Source organism: Campylobacter lari (assembly GCF_004357905.1).
Classification (GTDB): domain Bacteria; phylum Campylobacterota; class Campylobacteria; order Campylobacterales; family Campylobacteraceae; genus Campylobacter_D; species Campylobacter_D lari_D.
On the sequence record NZ_SMTT01000007.1, the window covers coordinates 54,497 to 80,840 of the forward strand.

The 26,344-nt window shown below is 28.1% G+C and carries 31 protein-coding genes, 1 tRNA gene and 1 other RNA gene; 16 read left to right on the forward strand and 17 right to left on the reverse strand.

Going from position 1 to position 26,344, the window contains the following annotated elements:
• Position 1: 1 nt before the first annotated feature.
• The 8 genes from pglF (at position 2) to E2O22_RS06340 (ending at position 7,106) form a co-directional block, all read left to right on the forward strand.
• Positions 2 to 1,765, forward strand: a complete 1,764-nt coding sequence (gene pglF, locus E2O22_RS06305; RefSeq protein ID WP_133319739.1) for a UDP-N-acetylglucosamine 4,6-dehydratase (configuration-retaining) — start codon at positions 2 to 4, stop codon at positions 1,763 to 1,765.
• A gap of 113 nt (positions 1,766 to 1,878) precedes the next feature.
• Entirely contained in the window at positions 1,879 to 2,256 is a 378-nt protein-coding gene (locus E2O22_RS06310) for a chemotaxis response regulator CheY (RefSeq protein WP_039619063.1), read from the forward strand.
• A gap of 12 nt (positions 2,257 to 2,268) precedes the next feature.
• Positions 2,269 to 3,105, forward strand: coding sequence for a 50S ribosomal protein L11 methyltransferase (locus E2O22_RS06315; RefSeq protein ID WP_133319740.1), 837 nt, complete (start codon positions 2,269 to 2,271; stop codon positions 3,103 to 3,105).
• Positions 3,105 to 5,027, forward strand: a complete 1,923-nt coding sequence (gene ftsH, locus E2O22_RS06320) for an ATP-dependent zinc metalloprotease FtsH (RefSeq protein ID WP_133319741.1) — start codon at positions 3,105 to 3,107, stop codon at positions 5,025 to 5,027. Before E2O22_RS06315 ends, ftsH begins: the two co-directional genes overlap by 1 nt.
• Entirely contained in the window at positions 5,027 to 5,644 is a 618-nt protein-coding gene (locus E2O22_RS06325; protein ID WP_133319742.1) for a phosphatidylserine decarboxylase, read from the forward strand. The genes ftsH and E2O22_RS06325 overlap by 1 nt, the downstream gene beginning before the upstream one ends.
• Positions 5,641 to 6,351, forward strand: coding sequence for a CDP-diacylglycerol--serine O-phosphatidyltransferase (gene pssA / locus E2O22_RS06330; protein ID WP_133319743.1), 711 nt, complete (start codon positions 5,641 to 5,643; stop codon positions 6,349 to 6,351). The genes E2O22_RS06325 and pssA overlap by 4 nt, the downstream gene beginning before the upstream one ends.
• 61 nt (positions 6,352 to 6,412) lie before the next feature.
• Positions 6,413 to 6,967 (forward strand): hypothetical protein, encoded by a 555-nt coding sequence (locus tag E2O22_RS06335; protein ID WP_133319744.1) that lies wholly within the window; start codon positions 6,413 to 6,415, stop codon positions 6,965 to 6,967.
• A gap of 49 nt (positions 6,968 to 7,016) precedes the next feature.
• Positions 7,017 to 7,106 (forward strand) — tRNA-Ser (locus E2O22_RS06340).
• Between the two features lie 92 nt (positions 7,107 to 7,198).
• On the opposite strand, the gene E2O22_RS06345 is transcribed toward E2O22_RS06340, so the two are convergent.
• The 11 genes from E2O22_RS06345 to E2O22_RS06380 form a co-directional block, all read right to left on the reverse strand.
• The gene (locus E2O22_RS06345) at positions 7,199 to 8,080 is read right to left on the reverse strand and encodes a tyrosine-type recombinase/integrase (RefSeq protein WP_133319745.1); all 882 of its coding nucleotides are present in this window, start codon (positions 8,078 to 8,080) and stop codon (positions 7,199 to 7,201) included.
• Entirely contained in the window at positions 8,070 to 9,464 is a 1,395-nt protein-coding gene (locus tag E2O22_RS06350; protein ID WP_165955276.1) for a rolling circle replication-associated protein, read from the reverse strand. Before E2O22_RS06350 ends, E2O22_RS06345 begins: the two co-directional genes overlap by 11 nt.
• A 19-nt stretch (positions 9,465 to 9,483) precedes the next feature.
• Positions 9,484 to 10,656, reverse strand: coding sequence for a type II secretion system protein GspD (locus tag E2O22_RS06355; RefSeq protein WP_133319787.1), 1,173 nt, complete (start codon positions 10,654 to 10,656; stop codon positions 9,484 to 9,486).
• On the reverse strand, positions 10,619 to 11,764 hold the full coding sequence (locus tag E2O22_RS06360) for a zonular occludens toxin domain-containing protein (RefSeq protein WP_133319746.1): 1,146 nt from the start codon (positions 11,762 to 11,764) through the stop codon (positions 10,619 to 10,621). Before E2O22_RS06360 ends, E2O22_RS06355 begins: the two co-directional genes overlap by 38 nt.
• A gap of 2 nt (positions 11,765 to 11,766) precedes the next feature.
• Positions 11,767 to 12,186 carry a hypothetical protein gene (locus tag E2O22_RS06365; RefSeq protein WP_133319747.1) on the reverse strand — a complete coding sequence of 140 codons (420 nt, stop codon included), beginning with the start codon at positions 12,184 to 12,186 and terminating at the stop codon, positions 11,767 to 11,769.
• A 9-nt stretch (positions 12,187 to 12,195) separates the two neighbouring features.
• A complete protein-coding gene (locus E2O22_RS06370) occupies positions 12,196 to 14,007 on the reverse strand; it encodes a hypothetical protein (RefSeq protein WP_133319748.1) in 1,812 nt (603 codons plus the stop codon).
• Complete coding sequence (locus E2O22_RS08130; RefSeq protein WP_263662597.1) at positions 14,008 to 14,139, reverse strand: hypothetical protein; 132 nt, start codon at positions 14,137 to 14,139, stop codon at positions 14,008 to 14,010.
• 11 nt (positions 14,140 to 14,150) lie between these two features.
• On the reverse strand, positions 14,151 to 14,291 hold the full coding sequence (locus E2O22_RS07940; protein ID WP_165955277.1) for a hypothetical protein: 141 nt from the start codon (positions 14,289 to 14,291) through the stop codon (positions 14,151 to 14,153).
• Between the two features lie 122 nt (positions 14,292 to 14,413).
• Positions 14,414 to 14,557: a hypothetical protein gene (locus E2O22_RS07945; protein WP_165955278.1), complete on the reverse strand. Its 144-nt coding sequence runs from the start codon at positions 14,555 to 14,557 to the stop codon at positions 14,414 to 14,416.
• Positions 14,558 to 14,566: 9 nt separating this feature from the next.
• A complete protein-coding gene (locus tag E2O22_RS06375; protein WP_133319749.1) occupies positions 14,567 to 14,785 on the reverse strand; it encodes a hypothetical protein in 219 nt (72 codons plus the stop codon).
• 114 nt (positions 14,786 to 14,899) lie between these two features.
• Complete coding sequence (locus E2O22_RS06380) at positions 14,900 to 15,271, reverse strand: hypothetical protein (RefSeq protein ID WP_133319750.1); 372 nt, start codon at positions 15,269 to 15,271, stop codon at positions 14,900 to 14,902.
• A gap of 226 nt (positions 15,272 to 15,497) precedes the next feature.
• Between E2O22_RS06380 and E2O22_RS06385 the strand changes: the two genes are divergently transcribed.
• A complete protein-coding gene (locus E2O22_RS06385; protein ID WP_243705656.1) occupies positions 15,498 to 15,761 on the forward strand; it encodes a TetR/AcrR family transcriptional regulator in 264 nt (87 codons plus the stop codon).
• Between the two features lie 337 nt (positions 15,762 to 16,098).
• On the opposite strand, the gene E2O22_RS06395 is transcribed toward E2O22_RS06385, so the two are convergent.
• A complete protein-coding gene (locus E2O22_RS06395) occupies positions 16,099 to 16,380 on the reverse strand; it encodes a type II toxin-antitoxin system RelE/ParE family toxin (protein ID WP_133319751.1) in 282 nt (93 codons plus the stop codon).
• Positions 16,361 to 16,597, reverse strand: coding sequence for a hypothetical protein (locus E2O22_RS06400; protein ID WP_133319752.1), 237 nt, complete (start codon positions 16,595 to 16,597; stop codon positions 16,361 to 16,363). The genes E2O22_RS06395 and E2O22_RS06400 overlap by 20 nt, the downstream gene beginning before the upstream one ends.
• 205 nt (positions 16,598 to 16,802) lie before the next feature.
• Between E2O22_RS06400 and E2O22_RS06405 the strand changes: the two genes are divergently transcribed.
• Positions 16,803 to 18,272, forward strand: a complete 1,470-nt coding sequence (locus E2O22_RS06405) for a Y-family DNA polymerase (protein ID WP_133319753.1) — start codon at positions 16,803 to 16,805, stop codon at positions 18,270 to 18,272.
• The gene (locus tag E2O22_RS06410; RefSeq protein ID WP_039668753.1) at positions 18,265 to 18,459 is read left to right on the forward strand and encodes a hypothetical protein; all 195 of its coding nucleotides are present in this window, start codon (positions 18,265 to 18,267) and stop codon (positions 18,457 to 18,459) included. The genes E2O22_RS06405 and E2O22_RS06410 overlap by 8 nt, the downstream gene beginning before the upstream one ends.
• A gap of 18 nt (positions 18,460 to 18,477) precedes the next feature.
• On the opposite strand, the gene ciaB is transcribed toward E2O22_RS06410, so the two are convergent.
• Entirely contained in the window at positions 18,478 to 20,313 is a 1,836-nt protein-coding gene (ciaB, locus tag E2O22_RS06415) for an invasion protein CiaB (protein ID WP_133319754.1), read from the reverse strand.
• Positions 20,314 to 20,377: 64 nt separating this feature from the next.
• Between ciaB and E2O22_RS06420 the strand changes: the two genes are divergently transcribed.
• The 3 genes from E2O22_RS06420 to E2O22_RS06430 all read left to right on the forward strand — a co-directional run bounded on the left by E2O22_RS06420 (position 20,378) and on the right by E2O22_RS06430 (position 22,117).
• Positions 20,378 to 20,782, forward strand: a complete 405-nt coding sequence (locus tag E2O22_RS06420) for an acyl-CoA thioesterase (protein WP_133319755.1) — start codon at positions 20,378 to 20,380, stop codon at positions 20,780 to 20,782.
• A 64-nt stretch (positions 20,783 to 20,846) separates the two neighbouring features.
• Positions 20,847 to 21,776 (forward strand): ribose-phosphate pyrophosphokinase, encoded by a 930-nt coding sequence (locus tag E2O22_RS06425; RefSeq protein ID WP_039619082.1) that lies wholly within the window; start codon positions 20,847 to 20,849, stop codon positions 21,774 to 21,776.
• Positions 21,777 to 21,895: 119 nt separating this feature from the next.
• On the forward strand, positions 21,896 to 22,117 hold the full coding sequence (locus E2O22_RS06430; RefSeq protein WP_133319756.1) for a hypothetical protein: 222 nt from the start codon (positions 21,896 to 21,898) through the stop codon (positions 22,115 to 22,117).
• A 4-nt stretch (positions 22,118 to 22,121) separates the two neighbouring features.
• Here E2O22_RS06430 and ssrA read toward each other — a convergent pair.
• Both ssrA and E2O22_RS06440 read right to left on the reverse strand, forming a co-directional pair.
• Positions 22,122 to 22,480: a transfer-messenger RNA gene (ssrA, locus tag E2O22_RS06435) on the reverse strand.
• 1 nt (position 22,481) lies between these two features.
• Positions 22,482 to 22,892, reverse strand: a complete 411-nt coding sequence (locus E2O22_RS06440; protein WP_039619086.1) for a hypothetical protein — start codon at positions 22,890 to 22,892, stop codon at positions 22,482 to 22,484.
• 88 nt (positions 22,893 to 22,980) lie between these two features.
• Between E2O22_RS06440 and ruvB the strand changes: the two genes are divergently transcribed.
• Both ruvB and E2O22_RS06450 read left to right on the forward strand, forming a co-directional pair.
• A complete protein-coding gene (gene ruvB / locus E2O22_RS06445; RefSeq protein WP_039619088.1) occupies positions 22,981 to 23,991 on the forward strand; it encodes a Holliday junction branch migration DNA helicase RuvB in 1,011 nt (336 codons plus the stop codon).
• On the forward strand, positions 23,981 to 25,024 hold the full coding sequence (locus tag E2O22_RS06450; RefSeq protein ID WP_133319757.1) for an AI-2E family transporter: 1,044 nt from the start codon (positions 23,981 to 23,983) through the stop codon (positions 25,022 to 25,024). The genes ruvB and E2O22_RS06450 overlap by 11 nt, the downstream gene beginning before the upstream one ends.
• A 6-nt stretch (positions 25,025 to 25,030) precedes the next feature.
• Here the strand turns inward: E2O22_RS06450 and E2O22_RS06455 are convergent, their stop codons facing one another.
• A complete protein-coding gene (locus tag E2O22_RS06455; RefSeq protein WP_133319758.1) occupies positions 25,031 to 26,332 on the reverse strand; it encodes an MFS transporter in 1,302 nt (433 codons plus the stop codon).
• Positions 26,333 to 26,344: the final 12 nt, after the last annotated feature.

The following is a 26,344-nucleotide window of genomic DNA, read 5'->3' on the forward strand; positions in this document are numbered from 1 at the left end:
GATGGATTATAAAAGCAAACGCTTAGGATTTTTTCTAGGCGCTGATATTTTACTTTTTGTTATAAGTATTTATTTGTCTTTTTCTTTACGCTTTAGTGCGGACATCCCAAGTGAATTTTATGAAGGTATGTTTAAAAGTGCTGTGATTTTGATTTTACTTAAAATCATTTTTCTAGCTTTTTTTAAAATTTATCAAGTTGCTTGGAGATTTTTCTCACTTAATGAAGCGCGTAAATTAGTCATCGCTTTAGCTTTGGCTGAGCTTGTATTTTTAGCAATTTATTATTTTTACGATGATTTTTTCAATCCTTTTCCAAGAAGCGTTATAGGAATAGACTTTGTTTTATCTTGTATGCTAATTGGAAGTTTGCGTATAAGCAAAAGAATGATAGTTGATTTTAGAAAGCCAAAATACAACGAAGAACATCCTTGTATAGTAGTTGGCGCCACTTCAAAGGCTTTGCATTTATTAAAAGGAGCTAAAGAAGGGAGCTTAGGACTTTTTCCTGTAGCTGTAGTAGATGAGCGTAAAAATTTAATAGGTACTTATTGTGATAAATTTATAGTTGAAGAAAAAGAAGCAATCAGAAAATATACCGCTGAAGGAATTCATACTGCTATCATTGCTTTAAAACTTGAGCAAGAAGAATTAAAAAAGCTTTTTGACGAACTCATTGCTTATGGGATTAATGATATAAAGCTTTTTTCTTTTACGCAAAATGAAGCAAGAGATATAAGTATCGAAGATTTATTAGCGCGTAAGCCAAAAGATTTGGATAATGCTTGCGTGATTGATTTTATCAAAGATAAAGTAGTTTTAGTTAGTGGAGCTGGTGGAACTATAGGAAGTGAGCTTTGCAAACAATGCATTAAATTTGGTGCAAAACGCTTGATCATGCTTGATCATAGTGAGTATAATTTATATAAAATCAATGAGGAATTAAGCTTACATAAAGAAAAAATCGAACCTATTATGATGAGTATATTAGACAAAGAAGCATTAGAAAAACTTTTACAAGAAAAAAACATAGATTTGATTTTACATGCAGCAGCTTACAAACATGTGCCTTTATGTGAGCAAAATCCACATTCAGCTATTTTAAATAACATCATAGGTACTAAAAATTTAATCGATCTTGCAAAAGCTTATAAGGTTGCTAAATTTGTTATGATAAGCACTGATAAGGCTGTAAGACCGACTAACATCATGGGTTGCACAAAAAGAATTTGTGAACTTTATACATTAAGTTCAAGTTGTGAAAATTTTGAAGTAGCTTGTGTGCGTTTTGGTAATGTTTTAGGGTCAAGTGGAAGTGTAATACCTAAATTTAAAGCTCAAATTGCAGCTAATGAGCCACTTACTCTTACTCATCCTGATATAGTGCGTTATTTTATGTTAGTAGATGAGGCTGTGCAACTTGTTTTACAAGCTGCGGCTATTGCTAAAGGTGGAGAATTATTTGTACTTGATATGGGTGAGCCTGTTAAAATCATGGACTTAGCTCAAAAAATGCTTTTACTTTCTAATAAAAAGTTAGAAATCAAAATCACTGGGCTTAGAAAAGGTGAAAAACTTTACGAAGAGCTTTTAATCCATGAAAATGATTTAAAAACTCAATATGAAAGTATATTTGTTACCACTAGTGATCTTAAAGATTTAAAAATTTTAAATCAAGAAATAGAAAAATTACTCCACAGCACAGATCCTGCAAAAGTTTTAAAGGAGATTGTGCCTGAATTTAATCACAATAAAAACGGAGAGTGATTAAATTCTAATTTTATTTTAAAATGATATAATATAAACTTTTAATTGATTAATAAAAATAAAAACGATACAATTACAGTTTTATGTAATTACATCAAGATAAAGGAAAAAAAGTGAAGTTATTAGTAGTTGATGATAGTTCTACCATGAGAAGAATAATCAAAAATACCCTTGTAAGATTAGGCCACAAGGATGTTTTAGAAGCTGAACACGGGGTTGAAGCTTGGGATTTACTTTCACAAAATGATGATATTAAAATTTTAATTACTGACTGGAATATGCCTGAAATGAATGGCTTGGAATTAGTAAAAAAAGTAAGAGCGGAAGAAAAATATGCTGATATGCCAATTATTATGGTAACTACAGAAGGTGGTAAAGCAGAAGTTATTACCGCCTTAAAAGCAGGCGTAAATAACTATATTGTAAAACCTTTTACTCCTCAAGTGTTAAAAGAAAAACTTGAAGATGTTTTAGGAACAAACGAAGGCTAATTATAAGTTTTTATGCAAACACATTATTACGAACTTTTTTTTCAAACAGACAAGGAATATTTAGATTTATTCCTTGATCTTATCTTTTCTCTAGAGATAGACGCTATAGAAGAAAAAAACAATGGTATTTATATAAGATCAGAAGAAGATATAGAACTCATTAAAATAGCCTTGCATGATTTTCATCAAAAATTATGTCAAAAACTAAATACTCATATTAATTTCCACTCTACCTTAGAAAAAAAAGAAAATAAAAATTGGATAGAAGAGTATAAAAAAGGTATACAAGCTTTGACGATCGATAATATCCACATTCATACCACTTGGCAAGAAGCTAAACAAGATAAAATTAATATCATTATAGATCCTGCTCTAGCTTTTGGCTCAGGACATCATGAGAGTACTTATACTTGTATAGAATTTCTACAAAAATATACAGATAATTCCAAATTTTGCTTAGATGTGGGTTGTGGAAGTGGAATTTTAAGCATTATCATGGCAAAACTTGGAGCCAAAGTACAAGCTTGCGATACAGATGAATTAGCTATAGTTGCAAGTAAAGAAAACGCGAAATTAAATCAAGTTAGCTTTGATGATATTTGGGTAGGTTCTATTAATAAAAGCTTACATAAATATGATATAGTTGTGGCAAATATCATTGCCGATATATTGATCATACTAGAAAAAGATCTTAAAGAAAAAACCAAAGAAGGTGGAATTTTGATCTTATCTGGTATATTAAATAAATATGAAGAAAGGATTAAAAATAAATTCAAAGATTTCACTTTGTTAGAATGCAAACACAAAGGAGAATGGTTGAGTTTAGTTTATAAAAAGGAATTGCAATAATGAATAAAAAACCAAATGATTTAAAAGATAATCAAAACAATAATAACTTTTTTAACAAAAATCCCATTTTTATTTTTGCTATTTTTGCCATTGTGATGATTCTTTTATTTAAAGGATTTTCAGATGATGGTAGCATGGGTATTATGGGCGGAGAAAACACTAAAAAAGTTACTTATTCTGAATTAAAAACTTTAATTGAAAATAATCAAATTGCCCAAGTTAATATAGGTCAAACTACTATAAAAGCTGTATCTAAAGCAGGAAATATGGTATATATTACCAAAAAAGTTCCAAATGATGCTACTTTTGTTCCTTTGCTTGACTCAAAAGGCGTTTCCTATGGTGCTTTTAATGAAAGCAATTGGTTTATAGATATCTTACTTTCTTGGGTTTTGCCAGTATTTATTTTCTTTGGTATATGGATGTTTTTAGCTTCTCGTATGCAAAAAAATATGGGTGGATCTATACTTGGTATAGGAAGTTCTAAAAAACTTGTAAATTCAGAAAAACCGAAGGTTAAATTTAATGATGTTGCAGGTGTTGAAGAAGCAAAAGAAGAAGTTAAAGAAATTGTTGATTTTCTAAAATATCCTGAAAGATACATTAATCTTGGAGCAAAAATTCCAAAAGGACTTTTGCTTGTTGGCCCTCCAGGTACAGGTAAAACTTTGCTTGCAAAAGCAGTAGCAGGCGAAGCTGATGTGCCATTTTTTAGCGTATCAGGTTCATCTTTTATAGAAATGTTTGTTGGTGTTGGTGCTAGCAGGGTTAGAGATTTGTTTGAAAATGCTAAAAAAGAAGCTCCAGCTATTGTATTTATAGATGAAATCGATGCTATAGGTAAATCACGTGCAGCAAGCGGTATGATGGGCGGAAATGATGAAAGAGAGCAAACTTTAAATCAACTTCTAGCTGAAATGGATGGTTTTGGTACCGAAAGCTCACCAGTAATTGTTCTAGCAGCGACAAATCGCCCTGAAGTACTTGATGCAGCACTACTTAGACCGGGGCGTTTTGATAGGCAAGTTTTGGTAGATAAGCCTGATTTTAAAGGTAGATGTGATATTTTAAAAGTCCATATGAAAGATGTTAAAATTTCACCTGAAGTAAAAGTAGAAGATATTGCAAGATTAACAGCAGGTCTTGCGGGTGCTGATTTGGCAAATATCATTAATGAAGCAGCTTTGCTTGCAGGTAGAGATTCTAAAAAACATGTGGAACAAAAAGACTTGGTAGAGGCAGTAGAAAGAGCCATAGCAGGACTTGAGAAAAAATCACGCAGAATTAATGATAAAGAGAAAAAAATCGTAACTTATCATGAGTGCGGCCATGCTTTAATAGCTGAAACTACAAAAGGTGCTAAAAAAGTAAGTAAAGTTTCTGTTATTCCTCGTGGTTTAGCAGCTTTAGGATATACACTCAATACCCCTGAAGAAAATAAATTTTTAATGCAAAAACATGAACTTTTAGCTGAAGTTGATGTGCTTTTAGGAGGACGCGCGGCTGAAGAAATTTTCATTAAAGAAATTTCAACAGGCGCAAGCAATGACCTTGAGCGTGCAACTGATATTATCAAAGCTATGATTTCTATGTATGGTATGAGTGAAATTGCTGGCTTAATGGTACTTGAAAAGCAAAGAAATACTTTCTTAAGTGGTGGGCAAACTGTAAAAGATTATTCTGATAAAATGGCTCAAGATTTAGATGAGTATGTAAAGAAAACATTGGATGAACGCTATGCGGGTGTAAAAGAAATTTTAAAAACCTATAGCGGTGCTATAGAGGTGATGGTACAAGCACTCTATGAAGAAGAAACTATTGATGGTGCCAAAGTAAGAGAGATTATTAAAAACTATGAAGAAGAAAATAATCTTCCAACACGCCTAGAAGAAAAAGAGCAAGAAGCTACTAAGGAAGACTAATGAAAACAAATTTTATTGCAAAAACTGGTTGGAGTTTGCTTATAGTTCTAGCTATAGTTTTTGCAATATTTCAATTTATATGGGGATTTTCTTGGCTTTTATGGTGTATTTTTATATTTTTTATTTATCTTTTTAGAACTAAAAAAATTGATTATATAGCAGATCCAAACACCATTATAGCTCCCATAGAAGGAAAAATCAAATGTATCAAAACAAGCTCATATAAAGAGCTTGGCGAGTGTATAGAAGTGCAAATTATCAATAATATTTTTTCCCAAGGAAATATCATAGCTCCGCTTGATATGAATATAGAAGAAACTAGAATAAGGCATGGACTTTTTTTATGTCCATTTATGAAAAATACAAATTTAATGGGTGAAAGAATGTTATTTTTAGCTAATTCCAAGAGCAAACAATGGGCATTACGCGTTATTTTTGGAGCATTAAATAGAAAAGCTCATATTGATGATTTTGGCCATCATTTAAACCATGGACAAAATATAGGTTTTATGTTTGATGGCAGTGTGAGTTTATTACTTCCAAAAGACACTAGAATTTGCGTAAATGAAAATGATAAAGTACGCATTGGTACATTAATAGGGTATTTAAATCCATGAATTTTAAACTAATTTATATTTTACCTAATCTTTTTACAGCCGCTTCCATATTTTTAGGTATTATTTCAGTGATTGCTTCTATTAATCAAAACTTTGATAAAGCATTAATTTATATCATTTTATCATTAATTTGCGATGGTTTAGATGGACGCGTTGCAAGAGCTACCAACTCTACTTCTAAATTTGGAGTTGAGTTTGACTCACTAGCTGATTTAATAGCCTTTGGTGTAGCACCTGCTATGCTTTTTTATATGAGCATAGGTTATGAATATGGTCGTTTTGGCTCATTAATAGCTGGTTTATTTGTAGTTTTTGGCGCTATACGCTTGGCAAGATTTAATGTCACAACAGGAACTTATGAACCATCGGTTTTTATAGGTCTACCTATACCAACAGCAGCAGTTGTAAGTGCTTTATGGGTAAGTGCTTATTTATATTATGATTTTTTACATGATTTTTCTTTAATAATAATATGTATCCAAATGCTTCTAGCCTTTTTAATGGTAAGCAACATAAGGTATCCAAGTTTTAAGAAAATCGATCTAAAAAGAGCAAATGTTTTGAAGGTGTTAATCCTTTTAGTAATTTTATTTTCTATGCTTTATCTGTATTTTTTAGAAAGTGCATTGATTATTGCTAGTTTATATGTGCTTTATGGGATTGTTCGTAGTTTTTTTACCCTAGCTCGTAAATTTAAAAAATATTAATTTTACTTTCACTTCATTTTCTATCAATATACTTTTAATTATTTTTCAAAAAGGAGTAAAAATGAATAAAAACAAATTATTCAGACAAATTCACATTTACATTAGTTTATTTTTCTTACCACTTGCATTTTTATATGCAATCACAGGTTTTGCTTATATAGCTGGTTTTGATGGAGAAAGTGGAGCTAAAATTCAAAATTACAAAGTTCAAGCTATTATTCAAGAGGGTGCTGAAGCTGAATTTTTAATTGATTTTTTAAAGAAAAACAACTTAAAAATTCCTTCATCTTTGGAACCAAAACTCAACAAAAAAGGCGATGGCATAGAACTTGGGACTATAAATTATATAGCAAGTATTATAAAATTAGATGAGAATGACTATGAAATTACAACAAAAGATAGAAGCTTGCTTGGAAATATGATTTTGCTTCATAAAGATAAAGGTATGTGGTACTTTTCTGTACTTGGGTTAGCTTTTGCACTTGCTATGATAATACTTTATATTTCAGGACTTTTAATCACTATTATAGCTATACGCAAAGATAGAGGTAAACAAATAGCAGTTTTAGGTGCTGGTTTTATTATAACTTTAATCATAGCTTATTTCAGTGTATAAATTTAAGGTATATCTTATAAACAATAAGATATACTTTCCCTTTTAATACGGACAGATGGGTGAGTGGCTGAAACCACACCCCTGCTAAGGGTGCAGATCTTAACGGGTCTCGAGGGTTCAAATCCCTCTCTGTCCGCCACTATCTGAATACTATTTTTCCATAATAAAAGGGTATGAAAGAAATAAAAAAATAATACTTAATATTATAATTATTTATTATAACTATTATTTTTAATAAATATTTATATCAAAATCAATATTCTTTTCTAAATTATTTATATAAGAAACATAAACTTTATAAACCATTTCACAATTTGAATGACCTAAGATTTTACTTAACTCAATAGGACTTAAAGACTTTGATAAAAGTGCATTAGTTGCAAATGTATGACGCATTGAATAAAGTCGTCTATATTCTAAATTTAAATCTTTTAAAATTATTTTCCAATAATTTCGACTAAAAACATAATCATCTTTATAAGGATCTGAATACTGAGTTTCCAAAAGATAAGTATTATTTTTGTATTTATGAACATACTCATATAAATCACTATAAATAACATTAAATAAAGGTATTTTTCGAATGCTATAAAAAGTTTTAGGAGTGCTTTCTCCAAATCGCGACCGAGTAGAGTTTATATTTATAGTTTTAGCTTTAAAATCTATATCATTTATTTTTAATGCCAAAATCTCACCAGTTCTCATACCAGTAAAAAAACCTAATTTTAAAAATATTTGAAATTTATCATTATATTTTTTACTAAAATCAATAATTTTTAGAACTTCATCTTTAGAAAATGGCTTAATGCGTTTTTTTTGATGTTTTGGAAGTTTTATATTCTTTGTTGGATTTTTTAAAATTATTTCATCGTCTAAAGCTAAATCAAATATCTGACTTAAAATACCTAAATAATGCTTTTTTGACTTAATACTTACATCATTAATATTGCTTATCCAGTTTTTTATAATGGATGGTTTAATTTCACTTATATCATATTCAAAAAAATAAGAAAGACGATTTTTAATAATACCATTAACTTTATAATGTGTTGAAACTTTATAGTTATTTTGAGAAATTTTCAAAAATAATTCAGAATATGATTTAAAAGACATATTTATAACCTTTTTCAATCAAATAATCTTCTAAATCATCAATATCATTTATTTTTATTTTTTTAGCATCAATAAGCCCGCGTTCAATAGCTAAATTCACATGATATAAAATTTTTCCATCAATACCACAATATTTAAAATCATCGCTTTGAATTAATTTCATAAGTGCATAATCACTTAATGGATGTTTATTATTTCTCATTACAGAGAGAATGCCTGTATTTTCTCTTTTTTTGAATGATATTTTTTTATATCTTTTATATAATTTAGGATGTTTTTCTTTTTCATACTGATATACAATTCTTCCCATAAATTTATAAATTAATTTACAATTATCATACTCTATAGTTTCCTTATCATTCATAAAACAAAAATATTGCTTATCAAAACTCCATTCACAGATACAATCATCATTATTTATAAAATCAAATAAATTATAAAAATCTTTTTTAAAAAAATTAATTTTTCTATATATCCATAATGGAACAGGAGTTTTAGAAGTTAAAAATCTTCTTACTTTATGCTTAACATACCACGCACTTAAAAAATCTAAATCATGTCTATCATTGAAATTAATAAAAGTTTTATAAATATATTTCATAACATAGCCGGTAGGATTATTTAAAGACCATTGAAAACCATTAATTTCACCATTTAAAACTTGTTCTTTTGTAAGTTTATTGCCTTGTTTTAAGTTTTGAGGTGCATAGAATATTTTTTTATATATTTCAAAAGTATAATTAAACGCATATTTAGGAATATAAATTAAAGCGTGAATATGTGGAACTCCGTCCTTTTTATGCGGTTCAAAGCACCTGATATAAAGCTTTTTTAAACCTTTATATTTTCTATGAATTCTCATAATAAATAAATTCCATTGATAATTTAATAGTTTAATTAAATCTTTAATTGTAAAAGCTTCATTAATATTTATTTTATAATTTAAAGAATAATCAAGATATTTTCTATCAAATGGTTTAAAAGAAGTAAAATCGCCTTTTAAAGCATTTCTAAAACAACCATTAAGAGTAATAGTCAAAAAAACAGGCATTAGATCGTAATCAAATTGTAAGCTTGAAATAACATTACAACGATTAACAAGCTCAGCATAATATTTTTTACCAAAATTAGCAGAATATGACAAATCTAAAAAAGATTTTATTTCACCGGTAAAAGAAGTATAAAATCTATTAGAAAGATAATTTCTTTGATTATCTAATTTTAAATTACACAGCTCTAAATCTTTTAAACTTAGTCCATAACTTAAAGGTAAGAGTTTTTTATTAAATTGACAAGAGCTGTCATTATGTGCGACTGCGTCGCTCATAATGCCATCTTTTTTTAGATTGTAATTTATTGATTGATTAAATAAATTATTTTCCATTGCAACACCTTTATATAATTTATAATATTTCTATTGAGAGAGTTAAGACAGTATTACTAACTTGATTTCTTTCTATCTTAAATAAATAACCAAGAAGCCAAATATCTTTTAATAATGGAATACCAGATTCATAATTAATATTAGTTTGCTTATTAATTCCACTTAAAACCAATAAATCGCCCCGCTTAAGTGTATAAGATGATTTTAATTCTTTTTTAGAAGTAATAGGAGTTAGATTATTATTTGATATTAAATCTTCAACAATTAAATGTAAATCAAAATCAACTAAATCACCTATAATTAAAGGTTTTAACCTAACTTGTAATCCTACATCTTTATAATCATAACTTGAATTTTGAGCAACTTCAGTATTAGAAACTTGTGTAGTAGATTTTAAAAATGGAATATTTTGAACAGAACTAAAAAACACTTCAGAATTAGATCTAGCGACCAAAAAAGGATTAGAAACGATTTTGGTAATACCTTTATTTTCTAAAAAGCTAAGAGTTGAATAAAAACTCTTTTTATCAACTTCAATAATATTATTTTCAGTTGAATAAGGAATAGTAATTAAATTAACATAGAAATTAAAATTATTGATAGAATTATTTTTTAAACGAGCTTTTAAGGTAGAACCCATATCTTTTAAATTATCAAGATTAGTTTCTAAGATAGTGATTTTAAACTTTAATTGTTTTAAATCAAAACCATCAATATCATTAATAGCACTTTTTAACTTAGAATATATAAAATCATCACTTAAAAAAGAAATAGAATTAGAACGATAAATATAGGTAGAATTAATATCATAAATATTTAAAAGAGAAGATATATCATCATAAGAATTTTTATTAAGTCTTATATATCTTAAATTCTTATTATTATTTTTATTTTTTAAATAACTTAAATTATTATCTTTAAAATTATTTTCATACACATAATAAAAAGATCCGGTAAAAGCAAGCTTTAGATTTTGAAGCTTTAAAGCACTTTCAAAAACATCTAAAGTAATATTAGGAAAATTTTTATTAGTATAAAAAATATATTTATCAGGATTAATATTAGAACTTACCAAAATATCAACATTATTATAAGTGGAAGCTAACTCAGCATATTCAAATATATTATTTGAAAAAGTATGACCAAATAAAAAACTAAAACTTAAAAGAATTAAAACTAGTTGTTTTTTCATTAGATTTATCATTTTTTTTAACACCTTTCTTAAGATTATCAAAAACTTCAATTTTAAAGACTAAAAAATAAGAATATCCCTTAAAAATTTTTGTTTTATGAATAAAAACAGGATTGTAAAAATTAAGAATTTCATCAAAATAATCTCTAGGAATACTAAAAAAAGAATTATCATCCTTATCAACAATATTACATTCAAGTTGAATACAATTAACCTTATAAACAAAAGTAGAATTAAAATCTTTAACATTATCAGAAAAATCATTTAAATAATTACTTGTTTTAAATAAAGGAAATGAAGAATTATTATCAAAGTTAAAAGTTAAGTTATTTTCATCAGAATTAATTTTAGGTATATCATTTGAATTAGTATTAAAATAATTTAAAAAAATATAGAAAAATAAAATTAAAAGAAAAAAAGAAATAAAAGCAAAAATAAAAATTTTAGTAAAAAAAGATTTATTAGAGCTAGATTTCCCAGACTGATAAAGATTAAAAACTTCTTGATTAGCTTTTAAAGAAAATCTAAAAACTAAATCTTTGCCATACATTTTATAAGATGAAAATTGAGCGTATCTAAAAGAATTTTTACTTATTCTTTTACCACTATCTAAAGCTTTATAAAAAAACTCAGCAACTCTTTTATATTCATTAGAAACTAAACTTAAATCTTGAGTGATTAAAATAATTTCTTGATGTATATGACGATGATATGTTAACCACCAAATTAAAATTTTATCATCTTTATTTTTAAAAACATTGTGTATCTCATCAATAATAAACATTGATTTAAATAATTTCAATTCATTGGCTTTAATATTTATTTCATCATCATTAGCACTATTAGAATATAAATTATAAAGTTCTGATAGATACAAATAAAAAACATCAAAATCAAACTTTAAAAGCTTATTGCTAATATCAAATTTTAAGCCATTTATATTAGTATAGCAATAAAGATAATCAAAAGTCTTAATTTTTCTTTTAATTTCAAAACCTAATATTTTTTTATTCTTTAAAGTAGGCTCAACAAAATATTCATATAGCTTATTTACCGCAAAATAAGTTTTACCACTTCCAGGATTGCCAACAATATAAGTAATAGCCATTTTTACTCCTTAATAGAAATAATTACAGCTAAAACAGAATTTCTAATATGAAAAAGAACAGACCAAAGAAGTTTAGAAAAAATTAAAACAAAAACACTAATTAAAATAGGAGAAAAAACAGAAAAAACATCATTAAAAGCCTTAAAAAATCCAAGAGATGAAAATACAGACAAAACATTTAAAAATATATCATCTGAACTTAAAAATAAAGAATTGATATATTCAAAAAAATTATTTATTTCATTAAAAACAAAAATTATAATTTTTGCAAACGATAAAAGACCAGCAAAAAAAGCCAAAAAAAATAAAGAATTTATAGCAATGATCGTAACAAAACTAGAAATTCTTAAACTAGCTTCAATAACATATCTTTTAAAAAAATCACCAAAAAAAGCAAGCGTAGCTACAATAATTTGAAACATATTATTCCTTTAAAGATTAATTAAAAACTTAAGAGAAAAACGCCAAATAACCCTGATAAAAAATAAGAAAAAAAGGCAATAAAAGAAAACATAGAAAACACCTGATAATTTACTTGTAAATTCACAAAAATCAATTTTTATTTCATTTTTACCATCTATATAATCAAAATCAAAAGTTAAAGGACAAGTATTTGTCTGTATTGGAAAATCTATAGATTTAAAACCACTTTCAACAACAGATATAAAATCATTTATAGAATTAGAAAAAGACTTATATTGATTATTCAAATCATCAGAAAAAGATAAAAAATCTGATTTTAAAGAATCAATAAAACTATTATAGCTACCAAAATCAGATCCATCATAAGAACCGCAATTATTATCTTTACAAACATTATCGCCATTAGAACCATTTCCATTATTAGAACCATTTCCAACAGGATTAGAGCTATTACTATTATTAGAACCATTTCCAACAGGATTAGAAGGTTTTATAGAAGAACAATTACTACCAATACATAACTTATTATTATCCTTAATAGAAGTTCTTTCATCACTATGACCAAAATGAAAACAATTATTATCAATACAAATAGTATTATTTTTACTAAAGCCTGATCCTTTATTAATAGAAGAACACTTACCATTAATACAGATTTTATTGTCTTTTACATCAGTATTATCATCAGCTTTAAAACAACTATTACCATCAAAACAAATATTATCATTATCTTTAGAAATACTAATTTCAGAACCACTAGAAGATGGGGTAGAAGGTTTATGAAAAGGTATATTATTAGAACTAGTATTTTCATTTGAAATAAAACTACAATGATGCTCAATACAAGAAGGAGTAAAATTATCTTTAGAAAAATCAATAATATTAGGGCAATTATAATTTATATAAGTAGTTTCATCAGCACAAATACTAACACAATTATAACCTTTACCACCATTAGAAATACCAAGAACGCTATCAATGTATTTTAAACCACCATTTTCAAAACACTGAGCTTTAGCATAAGAATAGGGATTAGATATACTTTCTTTATCAATCAAAGAAACACATTTATTTTTAAAACTATCAGCTATTTCACCAGGTTGGCAAGGAACGCAAGTAACAGAATTAACGCTATCATCAATTTTAAAAATATAATTATCTTCACAAGGTTCATGAATTTTTTTATAAAAAGTTTGATAAAATTTCTGAACTTGTAAACCTCTTTGCAATTCAATATTAACATATTCTCCATTATAAGAGCCTTCGCAACCTTCATCTTCACTGTTCATGATAAAAGGAGAATTATAGTAATTATCACCGCCGTCGGTGTATATATAACCTTCTTCATAATCAAAAATAGAATCTAAAGGACGCAAACAACTATTATCAATCTCTTTCAGGGTATTTGGCTTTCCAAAACTAAGTAAAATACCAATTTCACCACCACCGAAATGAACATCATCTATAAATAATTTTCCGTAAATATAATTATCATTAATAACATGAACTTCATAAAATGCAGTATCTGGAACTTTAAAATCATACTTATCATAAAAATAGTCAGAATATGGATATCTTGAATCAGCTACAGTAAAATCTTGATAATCAGGATCTAACTCCTTAGATGAGTTAAAATAGAGTGCTCCACGCTCACTGACTACAAAACCAATCTCACTAAAAGCAAAATTAGCACTAAAATGTGCATTACCAATAAAATTTTTAGGAAAAGAACGATTTAGCCAATCCGAAGGAGAATAATACACAGGCCAAAAAGCAAAAGAAAAATCAAGAAAAAATAACAAAGAAATTAAAAAACGCATTTACTTCATCCAACGACTAACAAATAAAACCAAAATAAGCAAAATAGGAGTTATACCAACAATAAAATATATGAAAATACTAAAAAAGAAATCAAAACTAACAACGCCTGTTATGTTAAGAATACCACTCATAAAAACACCTTTTAAGACTTAAAAGAAGCTATCAAAAGCACCACAAGAAGCAAAAGAGAAAAACCACAAAGAATACCTGTTAAACTCATTAAAAAATTATAGTTTTGCTGACCCAAAATATATAAAACTTCCAAAGGTAATTCAAGTTTCATAAAAAAATCCTTTAAAATAGGCTTTGAAAGTGTTACACATCGCCGAGAAGTTTTTAAAAAGCCTTTAAGTTGAATTGTCGGCGCTAGGCACTATTTTTTTTAAAAAAATAGTGCAAAAAAAACTAATCAACAACATCATTTAAGATTTTAATTGAAATTAATACAGATTTAGCAATAAAAAAAGTTGCTATAAGTAAAGCGATAAGCGAATTAGCAAAAAGAATTAATTTACCTACATCAAATACATTGCTAAAACCAAAACCCATAAAAAAACCTTAAATTGACTTAAGCATTTTTATACCGGCTTTAACAGCAACTATAGTCCCAATAGCAGCGATGACAATAGCAACACCACCAAAAAAGGGAGCCATATCAAGAGAACCACTCATAACACCAGCTTCGCTAACAGTAACAGCAGCCGAAGCAAAAGATGCAAAAGATGCAACACCAAAAGCAGAAGCTAACATTTTATGTTTAGAAATTTTCTTTAACATAACAATTCCTTATATTTTTATTAGAGAATTTAAATTCTCTTATATTTTCAACACCAAAAAATATAAGAAAATTCAAAAAGAAGTATTTAAAATATTTTAAATACTTCAAAAAAATTATTTTTTATCGGATTTTTTAAACTCGACACCTAAAAAATGTTCTATTGGATTATTCACTCTAACAACTCCATTATTATCAGGAATACCACCGTCAATAACAATAATTTCTTTATTTTTAAACTTATTGCGGATAAATGAGAGAACTTGACCAGCGGTTAAATTATCAGGGCAAATAATACGAAAGATAAGTTCTTTTTTAATAGTATCCAAAACGCCGGTTTTTTCATTTAAAACATCATAAACATTAGATGATTCTATTCTAACACTAGCAGAATAAGTCCTACCATCAAAAGAACCTTCAGCAACAGATCTAACAAGACCATTTGAAAGACTATAATTAATTAAATAATCTTGACTTACAATTTCCATTTTTACACCTTTCAAAAAAAATTAACACCTTTAAAAAAACTCCCTTTCAAGGTGTTAAGAAAAAAGGGAGCAGAGCAAAAGCTCAAAAATTAAATTCTAATAATTTGACTTTTCAGCTTTTGAAAAATTTAAAAAAATTTAGTAAAATTAAAAATAATTAAATATGAAATTATTTCAAATATATTTTAGAAATTATTTCATATAAAAAATAAAAAGTAGCTTAAAAATGAAAGAAATTCAAAATAAAATCAATAAAAAAGAAATATCAGAAAAACTAGACATAGAAATAAGAACACTCTATAATTGGGAAAAAACAAGACCAAAGTTGTATAATTTCATAGTTAATTCAATAAATAAAGAAAATGAAAGAAATTCAAAATTAGAAGAATTACAAAAATTATATGAAAATCTTACAGATTTAGAAAAAGAATATTATCTATCAGAAATGAAAACAAAAATATTAAAAAGAAAATTAAAAGAAAATGAATAAAAAAAGATATTAAAACACTTTATAATTGGGAAAAAACAACCCAGAATTATACAAAGCAGTAATTAGTTATTATTCCAAAAAAGAAAATAATCCAATGGAAAGCAAGTTATTAGAACTTTTTGAGAAATTAAACGAAAATGAAAAAAATTCTATATTGCTGATATAGAAGCTAGAATATTAAAAAAAGAAATAGAATGAGTAAAAGAATCTTGATTTAAAAAAGAAATAAAAGAAAGCAATCAAGATTCTAAAAAATAGCTTTTGTAATTAATTACGATTATAAATTATAGTATATTTATTTATTATTTTTATAAAAAATAAAATAAAAAATAAAAATTTAAAAGAAAATGTTACTTTTATAAATACCAAGTATTATAATTTGATCTTTGTTTGTATCAATTAAATAAGGGATAACATAACCTTTAAAAATTAAATCTCTTATATTTTCATCATCAAAAGATAAAGATTTTCTATTTTTATAAGGCATAAAAGAAAGATTATGAATACTTTGTTCTAATTTATCTAAAAATAAATTAGCTTGTTTTACACTATCTAATGAAATAAAATCAGATATTACCCCTAATTCATTTAAAAAACGATCAGTTTGTATGATCTGCATTTATTTTAGACCTAACTTTTGAAAAAACTTCATCAGAAGTATATGTTTTTAATTTTCCTTGTTTATAAAGTTCTATATCTTTTTTATAATCTTCTATTCTTATCTTATGCTCTAAATAGGTTAAAGCGAGTTCTAAAACTTCTTTTTGACTTAAATTGTTATCTTTACAATAATTAGTTAAAAAATGTTCTGATTCTCTTGAAAGCTCTAAATACATATAACAATCCTTTCTTTTTTTTGAAAATTATAACAAAAAAACATAATAAAATATTTTTATGAAAAAATCAATATTTATTAGGGTTCAAATCCCTCTCTGTCCGCCACCTTATAAATTTCATTTTATTTCATCTATTTTAGTAATTTTTATTGTTATAATTAATATCATCAAAACTTAATAAATCTAAAGGCAAGCTTCACATACTATGCAAATTTACGCTTCTATTGACTTGAAATCTTTTTACGCTTCAGCTGAATGTGTTTTAAGAAATTTAGATCCTTTAACAACTAATCTTATTGTAGCAGATAAAACAAGAACGGACAAAACCATCATACTAGCAGTTTCACCTGCATTAAAAACTTACAATATACCTGGTAGATTAAGACTTTTTGAGTTTAAACAAAAAATCCATTTAATCAACCAAGAAAGACTAAAACAAGCTCAAAAACACCACTTTAAAGCTAAAAGTTTTAATATATTGGAACTTGAAAATGATTTAAATTTAGAATTAGACTACATTATTGCTAAGCCCAGAATGGCTACTTATATAGAATTTAGCACAAAAATATACAGCATTTATTTGAAGTATTTTGATGCTAAAGATATTCATATATACTCTATTGATGAAGTTTTTATCGATCTTAGTTCTTATCTTGAAAAATACAAACTATCAGCTTATGAGCTACTTACTAAGGTTTTACTTGATATTTCACACACAAGTAAAATCACCGCAACAGCAGGCATAGGCACAAATTTATACTTAGCTAAAATTGCTATGGATATACTTGCTAAAAGACAAAAAGTAGATGAAAATGGCTTGCTTATAGCCTTTTTAGATGAAAAATTATATAGATATAAATTGTGGCAGCATAAACCTTTAAAAGATTTTTGGCGTATAGGTAAAGGTATTGCCTTAAAACTTGCAGATTTAAACATTTATACTATGGGAGATCTTGCAAGATTTTCTTTAAAACATGAAGACTTGCTTTATAAACACTTTGGTGTTAATGCTGAACTTTTGATCGATCATGCATGGGGCGTTGAAACTTGCACAATGAAAGATATTAAAAATTACAAATCACAAAATCACTCTAAAATCATGGCTAAAGTTTTACCTTTTGCATATGATAATAATCAAGCAATAAAGGTTTTAAAAGAACTTGTAGATCATTTAGTACTTGAACTTATACAAAATAACCTTAAAACAAACCATATCACACTAGATATACAATATGATAAAAGCAATTTAGAAAATTCAAGTTTTTTAGGTTCTTATAAAGGAGCTATCACTAAAGATAATTACGGAAGAGCTATACCTAAAAATGCTCACGGAAGTATGAATTTAGAAAATTTTACCCATTCTTTAAAAATCATCAACAAAAAAACCTTAGAACTTTTTTATAAAATCAGTGATAAAAACTTAAGTATTAGAAAAATCAGCCTAAGTTTAAATAATATCACAGATAAAGCTCAAGAAAATTTCCAAGAATTAAATTTATTTAGTGATTTTAACACAATTTCACAAGAAAAAAATCAACTTGAAAAAGAAGAAAAGCTCCAAAAAGCAAGACTTCAAATCATGCAAAAATTTGGTAAAAAAGCTATTTTAAAAGCTTCAAGCTTGGATGATGAGACTAAAGAAATTACTTCTTTAATAGGAGGTCATAATGCATGATGATTATAAAGATATAATAGATATAAAATATCAAAAATCAAAACAATTTCCACCAATGTCAAGAGAAAAAAGAGCGGCACAATTTGCTCCATTTTCAGTACTAAATGGCTTTAGTAAAGCTATTTTAAAAACGCAAAAAGATATGGAAAAAGCATTAGAAAATAGTAAATATCAAGAAGAAAGCTAAGTTCTTCTTGATAAAATTTTATTTTGCATTAGAGTATTTTTCAAACTCTCCACTTTCATCGATTTCATTGCCATAAAGTTTGTGTAATTCATAATAGTATTTTACAAATTCTTTACACTCTTCATCAAGTGGTAAAAATACCTCATCTTCTAAAACACAAAATTCATCTAAATAATTTTTAGCATCTTCTTTTAACATATAATGTCTTGCTAGCTTATAATAATTTTGCATAAACACAGCCTTAAAACTCTCGTAAGCTTCCTCATCAAATTTAATGTTTAATTTCTCATTTGCAAAAGATAACACCCCTGATTTAAACAGCAATGACAAATGAATCAAACCTTCTGTATAATAAGGCTTAACCTCCTCTACTCTTTGCCAAGCAATCAATCCTATAGCCCTTTTAATAAGCTCATAAAATACAGGAAGCTTTAAATCATCTTCTTCATGTAAAAAGAAATTCACAAGCCCACCCGCAGTAGCTTTAAACTCTTCTATATTTTTAAACACGCCACTTTCATTCATTTTCTTTTCACTATCATTTGCCACAAAGAAAATATGCCCAAACTCATGACCTATGGTAGAAACTTCATAAATTCTTTTCCATAATTTTTCATTGTAAAATAAAATTTCTCTACCATAATCTAAAAATTCTTTTTCAAATACCATAGAAGAAAGCTTCATAAAAGGCTTGGTTTTAGCATTTTCATAAACATAATTTAAAAAAGCAAAGATCTTTTTACCTGCTATATTGCTTACATACTCATCATTTGGCACTACTTGAGCGGAAAAAAGCCCCTTAAGCTCTGCTCCATAAAAAATCATAGGCATACAAATATAAAGCTGAGTTTTTTCAAGATTAAAATTCACTTCATCAAACAAAGCTTCATCTTCTTCATCTAAATTTGCATACACCATCGCAAAGCTTTCTTTGATTTTATCTTTAAACTCGCTCCCATTAAAATCACTCACATCTTCTAAGCGTATATCCCACTCAAGTGCTACTGCATGTGTATAAGAGTCCTCATAGTATTCTAAAGGATGGCCAACTTGTAATGGACATTTTACTTCCATCCACGCAAGCTCTGCTTCTTGCCATTTTTTAACTACTTCATTATTATCTTTTTCACAAAATGCAAATTTTAATTTTTCTATATAATCAATATAAGCATTTTTTTCATCATCTAGCACACAATTTCTTAGTTTTTCTAAAAGTTTATCAAATTCATATTCAAGCTTTAAAACTTCATTTTCAAAAGCTTTTGCATAAGGTAAAAATCTCCAAAGTGTTCCTATTTTAACTAAAGCTCCATAACTTCTTTCACAAATTTCACCATCTTGATTAAGCTGATAAAGCTCATTTTGTTTTAAAAACTCCAAAGCATCGCTTAAATTTGGAAATTGTTCTTTTAAGATTTTATTATTTGTATCTAAAATTTGCTTGCTCCAAACAAGCTCAAAAGAATTCATAACTACGCCTATATTATGCACTCCTTGAACTAAAGCCAAATAAAACTCATCAAGTAAATTTTTACTCTTAATCTCATCTATTAAATCTTGATGTTCTACCTCATAAAAGGCTCTTACCAAAGAAAAAACTTTATATTTTATTTGAGAAATTTCTTCTTCATTTAAACCTTTTTTCTCAAGTTCTTGGACTAAAATTTCCTCTTTTAAATCCACCAAACGACGCAACATTGCTAAAACATTGCTTTTTTCATTTTCAAGATTAGCTAGTTCTAAAGCTCTATCTATCAAAGGATGACTTTGATTAGTTTGAAGTATATTATAAAGACTATTGATATTTTGTTTCCTATTTTTCACAATTTTTGCTATTTGCTTAAAATCATTCATTTTTTACCTTTCTTTATTTTTAAAACTTAATTATAATGTTTTTTTCAAAACACAAGGAGAATGTATGAAAGATATGGGAGAACCTAAACTAAGAGTTATAGCTATGCCAAGCAATACAAACCCCGCTGGTAATATCTTTGGTGGTTGGATCATGTCACAAATTGATCTAGCTGGAGCCATTGCAGCAAGGGAGCTTTCTCCGCAAAGAGTAGTAACTGTAGCAGTGGATAAGATCATTTTTAAAGAACCAATTTTCGTAGGTGATTTGGTATCTTGCTATGCAAAAATCATCAAAGCAGGTAATACTTCTATCACCGTAGAAGTAGAAGTAGTTACCCAAAGAGCCAATGATTATGGCCGTGTATATTGCATGCATGTAACTTCAGCTGTGGTAACTTATGTAAGTGTAGATAAAGACGGAAATAAACTTCCTATTGATGCGGATTTAAAAAGATTGCACGGCTTTTGATATGTTTTATTGTATTTTCAAAAAAAATTTTATATCATCACAGAAAACTTTCTAAGGCTTATATATGCGCGGATATAAAATATTTTCTGGTTCAGCAAATGAGGAATTTGCTAAAAAAATCTCAAAATACCTTTCACTGCCTCTAAGCAATGCGGGTGTGAAGCGTTTTAGTGATGGTGAAATTAGCATTCAAATAGATGAAAGCGTGCGTGGTAAAGATGTATTTATCATTCAAAGTACTTGTGCTCCAACAAATGATAATCTAATGGAACTTTTAATCATGACAGATGCTCTGCGTCGCTCAAGTGCAAGCTCTATCACAGCTATCATCCCTTATTTTGGTTACGCTAGACAAGATAGAAAAGCAAGTCCTAGGGTGCCTATTACTGCAAAATTAGTAGCAAATCTTATAGAATCAGCAGGGGTAGATAGAGTAGCTACCATAGACTTACATGCTGGACAAATTCAAGGCTTTTTTGATATACCTGTGGATAATCTTTATGGGAGTATTATTTTTAATGATTATATTAAAAATAAAAACTATAAAAACCCTATCATCGCAAGTCCTGATATAGGCGGTATAGCAAGAGCTAGGAGCGTAGCAAAAGCTTTAGGACTTGATATAGTTATAGTAGATAAAAGACGCGAAAAGGCTAATGAAAGCGAAGTAATGAATGTCATCGGTGATGTAAAAGATAAAGAAGTAATTTTGGTAGATGATATTATCGATACAGCAGGAACCATAGTAAAAGCTGCTGAAGTATTTAAAAGCAAAGGTGCAAAGTCAGTTATAGCTTGCTGTACCCACCCTGTGCTTAGTGGCGTAGCTTATGAAAGAATAGCCAAAGATGCGCTTGATGAGCTAGTAGTAACTGACACTATACCTTTAAAACAACAAATGGATAAAATCAAAGTCCTAAGCGTAGCACCTATTTTTGGCGAGGTAATACGCAGAGTTTATCATAATGAAAGTGTGAATTCTTTATTTGTATAAATTCTTTGCAAGGATAGCCTTGCAAAGAAAATCTAAACTTCAAATAATTCTACAATTTTATGTTAATTAAAAATATATTTTGATATAATTAATAAATTATTATTAATTAAGGAGTTATTATGATTAAAAATTTAATCATAAAATTTGGTAGAACTTTGCTAGATATAGCAGCTGCATTAAGCTTTATTATAGCGATTATTTATTCTATTGCGCTGATGTTTACTCTAGGATTTATAGTAGGTCTAGTAACACTTATTGGATCTTTAGTTGCGATATTTTTAAGCTTTTTTGTGATTTATCTTGTCATAGATATAAGAGATGCACTAGTTAATAAAAACTAATTACTGGTGGAGACGAGGGGAATTGAACCCCTGTCCAAAAATAAAACAACCACGGCATCTACATGCTTAGCAAAGGTGAAAATTTCATCTAGCCAAACTCACCTTCCAAAATTTCAAGCTAGACTAAGACTTTAACTTCAATCAAAACTTGTCAAATTTCAATCTACACTATCGAAAATGACCAAATCCTAAGCTAGATAGTATCACTTAAAATTCAGGCTCAACTGAACTTACGCAGCTTTAGCGTAAGCAGGAGCAAATTTAACGTTGTTTGCGTTTAATTTTAATTTGAGCTTTATACGCTTTGCTCAAAGCGACATGCCACCAAGGCCACTCTACTCCTGTCGAAGCCAAGTCGTCCCCGTTATTTAGAAATTTTATCAGGAACATTTGCAATTTGAGGGTTAAATACGCTTAAAAAAGAAGCATTTTTTTCATAATCACTGCAATATCTATCAAGCTGCTCACCCACTAAAAACATCCAATCCACAAATTCATCGCTAGCAGGCCCATCGAATTTAGCTGCTTCTTGCATAATTTCCTCACAAAATGTGCAAAAATTTGCAATCTCATCTAAATTTAATCTTTTAGCAGCCCAAACTACATTGTGAATATTTTGTTCTAAGTCTTTTAAAGCTTCTTTATATTTTGAGCTATCGCTGCTTAGCTTTACTATCAAAGGCTCTAAAACATCGCAAAGACTTCTAAAAAAATACAAAAAACGCTCGATTTCTTCAAGCTCGTAATCTAACTCTAATTGCTCTAAAATTCCCATAAAAACTTCTATAATCTAAGTTTAAATGTTTATTTTAGCAAATTTTAGATAAAATTAAAATTTCTTAGCAAAATAAAATGGAAAAAATATGGATAGAATCGTAGAGATTGAAAAATTCTCCCCTGATGAAACTTATGAAACAAGTCTTAGACCTTCAAATTTTGATGGCTACATAGGACAAGAAAATATTAAAAAAAATTTAGAAATTTTTATCAAAGCTGCTAAAAAAAGAAATGAATGTCTAGATCATATCCTTTTTAGTGGGCCTGCAGGACTTGGTAAGACAACTTTAGCAAACATTATCTCATATGAAATGAATGCAAATATCAAAACTACCGCTGCACCCATGATAGAAAAAAGCGGGGATTTAGCTGCGATTTTAACTAATCTTAGCGAAGGAGATATTTTATTTATCGATGAAATTCATCGCTTAAGTCCCGCCATAGAAGAAGTGCTTTACCCTGCTATGGAGGATTTTCGTCTTGATATTATCATCGGTAGTGGTCCTGCTGCACAAACGATAAAAATCGATTTGCCCAAATTTACTTTAATAGGTGCTACTACAAGAGCAGGTATGCTAAGTAATCCTTTACGCGATCGCTTTGGTATGCAATTTCGCTTGGAATTTTATAAAAATGAAGAGCTTGCTATCATTTTAGAAAAAGCAGCTCTAAAGCTTAATAAAACTTGTGAAAAAAAAGCTTCTTTAGAAATAGCCAAACGCAGTCGCTCAACCCCAAGAATAGCATTAAGATTGCTTAAGCGTGTAAGAGACTTTGCTGATGTAAATGATGAAGAAATCATTAGCGAAAAAAGAGCTAAAGAAGCGCTTGATTCTTTAGGGGTAAATGAGCTTGGTTTTGACGCGATGGATTTGCGGTATTTAGAGCTTTTAACTGAAGCTAAAAGAAAACCTATAGGACTTTCTAGTATAGCTGCAGCATTAAGTGAGGATGAAAATACCATAGAAGATGTGATAGAGCCATATTTACTAGCAAATGGCTATATAGAAAGAACAGCCAAAGGTCGCATTGCAAGCTTAAAAAGCTTTGATGTTTTAAAATTAAAATATAACAAAGGTTTATTTGATGAAAAGTAGTAATTTTTTCTTGATTAGTTTTATTTTGATCATTTTATTTTGGGTACTTTTTTTGTTTAAACCTTTTTTGATGAATATAGCCATAGCAAGTTTAATGGCTGTTTCTACTTCCAATGTTAATGTTAAATTTTTAAGTATTTTCAAAGGTAAAAAAGTCGTTGCTGCAGCAGCTACTACTGCTTTTATGCTAGCTTTATTTTTTATCCCTTTTGTATATGCTATTATAGAACTAGCAAAGGCTGCAAAAGGTTTTGATATAAGCTATTTTCACAATACCATAGAATATTTTAAAAATTATTCTTTGCACCTACCAGAATCTTTAAGCTTTATAGAACCCAAAATCAAAGAAGCATTAGCAAGTATTGACTTAAATTCTATCTCTAAAAATGTTTTAACCTATCTTTCAAGCGCAACTAAATTTGGCACTAAATTTCTAACTGACATGGTATTAATTTGCGTATTTTATTTCTTTGCTAATCTTTATGGAGCCCAACTCATTGGCTATATAAAAAGCATAGTGCCTATGAAAAAAGAAGAAACTCAAGGCATTTTAAGTGAAGTGAGTAATGTAATGTCTGTTGTGTTTTATTCTATGGTACTAAATGCCATTTTACAAGGAGTGCTTTTTGCTATCATTACTAAATTTTATGGTTATGATGCGATTTTAATGGGAATATTATTTTGCTTTAGCTCTTTAATCCCTGTGGTAGGTGGGGCCTTAGTTTATGTGCCTGTCTCTTTATATGAATTTGCAAATAATAATCTAAGCGGTGCTTTAGTGATTTTCATTTATAGCGTGGTAATGATATCTTTTATCGCAGATACTTTAGTAAAACCCTATATCATTAAATGGATCAATGAAAAACTTGTTCAAATTCCAACACAAATTAACGAACTTTTAATTTTCTTTGCGATGATAGCAGGAATTTCAAGTTTTGGCTTTTGGGGTATTATCCTTGGACCTGCTATTTTAACTTTCTTTATTTCTACTTTAAAATTATATGTGATTTTAAAAGAAAAGCATTTTGTATAAAAGCGATTATTTTTCAATAATCGCTAAAATTTCTTCTTCGCTTGTAAGTTTTTTATTGTATTTAATCACTAAAAATTTAGAGTTTTTATACACATCTAAAACTCCATTTATGCCTTTAATCATATTTAAATCATGTTTTGTTTCTAAAGATAAATAGACATTTTTAAAATCTGCCGGACTTTGTAAAAACAAAAGCAACACAAACCAAATTACAGACAAAGCTATCAAAATAAAAGCAAGAGTAACTAAACTAAAATGGTGTAAAAAATACCCTCCAACGACACCACCTAAAAAGCTTCCAAAATAGCCAAAAGCATTAAACACACCCAAAGCTGCGCCTTTTTCATTTACCTTAGCAAATTTACTCGCACAGCTTTGCATAATAGGCTCATGTAGATTAAATCCTATAAAAAACACTACAACACCCACCATAAACACTAAAGCATTATGCGAAAAAGCAAATATAATATAAGCAATGATAAAAAACGCCACACCTAAAAGCAATATCTCTTTACTTAAGCCTCTTTTTTCTCCCAAAGATCCTGATAAACCCATAGCTAAAAACCCAAGCACCATAGAGCTAACATAAACATGCCATAAATTCTCACTTGGATAATTAAACTCATGTACCAAAACCAAAGGAATACTTAAAAACGCAATACTCATAAGCATTTTTTGCATACAATTAGTAAGATTCATCAAAGCTAAGTTTTTTTCTTTTAGAAGTTTTTTTAATGGAGTTTTAGTATTTTCATGCACTATTGTGTGTTCTTTTGGCACAACGCTAAATAAAAGCACGATACAAATTAGACTTAAAATGGCACTTAAATCAAACAAACTAGAAAGTCCAAATTTAGCACTCATTAAAGGAGAAAGCACTAAAGAAGCTGCAAAAGAAAGTCCTATAAACGAACCCATGATAGCCATAGCCTTGCCACGATTTTCTTCATTGATAAAATCACTTATCATAGCAGTAGCTACTGCTCCTATGGCTCCTGCACCTTGTAAAAGCCTTCCAAACATCATCGTATAAATATCATCAGCATATGAACACACCAAAGAACCTATGATAAACACCACAAGTCCTATTATCATAGTTTTTTTACGCCCTATTTTATCTGAAATCATACCAAAAGGAACTTGCAATGCCATTTGAGTTAGAGCATACACACCTACTAAAAGCCCTACTAAAAACTCATTGGCTCCTTTTAAATTTAAAGCATATAAACTTAAAACTGGCAAAACTATAAACAATCCAAAAAATCTAGTTCCTACAATAAAAGACAAAGGTAAAACAGTTTTTAACATCTTTTCTCCTTA

Bases quoted from the DNA above. Each gene is read 5' to 3' on its own strand.
- pglF (WP_133319739.1), top strand. From the start codon at position 2: ATGGATTATAAAAGCAAACGCTTAGGATTTTTTCTAGGCGCTGATATT.
- E2O22_RS06315 (WP_133319740.1), top strand. From the start codon at position 2,269: ATGCAAACACATTATTACGAACTTTTTTTTCAAACAGACAAGGAATAT.
- ftsH (WP_133319741.1), top strand. From the start codon at position 3,105: ATGAATAAAAAACCAAATGATTTAAAAGATAATCAAAACAATAATAAC.
- E2O22_RS06325 (WP_133319742.1), top strand. From the start codon at position 5,027: ATGAAAACAAATTTTATTGCAAAAACTGGTTGGAGTTTGCTTATAGTT.
- pssA (WP_133319743.1), top strand. From the start codon at position 5,641: ATGAATTTTAAACTAATTTATATTTTACCTAATCTTTTTACAGCCGCT.
- E2O22_RS06335 (WP_133319744.1), top strand. From the start codon at position 6,413: ATGAATAAAAACAAATTATTCAGACAAATTCACATTTACATTAGTTTA.
- E2O22_RS06345 (WP_133319745.1), bottom strand. From the start codon at position 8,080: ATGTCTTTTAAATCATATTCTGAATTATTTTTGAAAATTTCTCAAAAT.
- E2O22_RS06350 (WP_165955276.1), bottom strand. From the start codon at position 9,464: ATGGAAAATAATTTATTTAATCAATCAATAAATTACAATCTAAAAAAA.
- E2O22_RS06355 (WP_133319787.1), bottom strand. From the start codon at position 10,656: ATGAAAAAACAACTAGTTTTAATTCTTTTAAGTTTTAGTTTTTTATTT.
- E2O22_RS06360 (WP_133319746.1), bottom strand. From the start codon at position 11,764: ATGGCTATTACTTATATTGTTGGCAATCCTGGAAGTGGTAAAACTTAT.
- E2O22_RS06365 (WP_133319747.1), bottom strand. From the start codon at position 12,186: ATGTTTCAAATTATTGTAGCTACGCTTGCTTTTTTTGGTGATTTTTTT.
- E2O22_RS06370 (WP_133319748.1), bottom strand. From the start codon at position 14,007: ATGCGTTTTTTAATTTCTTTGTTATTTTTTCTTGATTTTTCTTTTGCT.
- E2O22_RS08130 (WP_263662597.1), bottom strand. From the start codon at position 14,139: ATGAGTGGTATTCTTAACATAACAGGCGTTGTTAGTTTTGATTTCTTT.
- E2O22_RS07940 (WP_165955277.1), bottom strand. From the start codon at position 14,291: ATGAAACTTGAATTACCTTTGGAAGTTTTATATATTTTGGGTCAGCAA.
- E2O22_RS07945 (WP_165955278.1), bottom strand. From the start codon at position 14,557: ATGGGTTTTGGTTTTAGCAATGTATTTGATGTAGGTAAATTAATTCTT.
- E2O22_RS06375 (WP_133319749.1), bottom strand. From the start codon at position 14,785: ATGTTAAAGAAAATTTCTAAACATAAAATGTTAGCTTCTGCTTTTGGT.
- E2O22_RS06380 (WP_133319750.1), bottom strand. From the start codon at position 15,271: ATGGAAATTGTAAGTCAAGATTATTTAATTAATTATAGTCTTTCAAAT.
- E2O22_RS06385 (WP_243705656.1), top strand. From the start codon at position 15,498: ATGAAAGAAATTCAAAATAAAATCAATAAAAAAGAAATATCAGAAAAA.
- E2O22_RS06395 (WP_133319751.1), bottom strand. From the start codon at position 16,380: ATGCAGATCATACAAACTGATCGTTTTTTAAATGAATTAGGGGTAATA.
- E2O22_RS06400 (WP_133319752.1), bottom strand. From the start codon at position 16,597: ATGTATTTAGAGCTTTCAAGAGAATCAGAACATTTTTTAACTAATTAT.
- E2O22_RS06405 (WP_133319753.1), top strand. From the start codon at position 16,803: ATGCAAATTTACGCTTCTATTGACTTGAAATCTTTTTACGCTTCAGCT.
- E2O22_RS06410 (WP_039668753.1), top strand. From the start codon at position 18,265: ATGCATGATGATTATAAAGATATAATAGATATAAAATATCAAAAATCA.
- ciaB (WP_133319754.1), bottom strand. From the start codon at position 20,313: ATGAATGATTTTAAGCAAATAGCAAAAATTGTGAAAAATAGGAAACAA.
- E2O22_RS06420 (WP_133319755.1), top strand. From the start codon at position 20,378: ATGAAAGATATGGGAGAACCTAAACTAAGAGTTATAGCTATGCCAAGC.
- E2O22_RS06425 (WP_039619082.1), top strand. From the start codon at position 20,847: ATGCGCGGATATAAAATATTTTCTGGTTCAGCAAATGAGGAATTTGCT.
- E2O22_RS06430 (WP_133319756.1), top strand. From the start codon at position 21,896: ATGATTAAAAATTTAATCATAAAATTTGGTAGAACTTTGCTAGATATA.
- E2O22_RS06440 (WP_039619086.1), bottom strand. From the start codon at position 22,892: ATGGGAATTTTAGAGCAATTAGAGTTAGATTACGAGCTTGAAGAAATC.
- ruvB (WP_039619088.1), top strand. From the start codon at position 22,981: ATGGATAGAATCGTAGAGATTGAAAAATTCTCCCCTGATGAAACTTAT.
- E2O22_RS06450 (WP_133319757.1), top strand. From the start codon at position 23,981: ATGAAAAGTAGTAATTTTTTCTTGATTAGTTTTATTTTGATCATTTTA.
- E2O22_RS06455 (WP_133319758.1), bottom strand. From the start codon at position 26,332: ATGTTAAAAACTGTTTTACCTTTGTCTTTTATTGTAGGAACTAGATTT.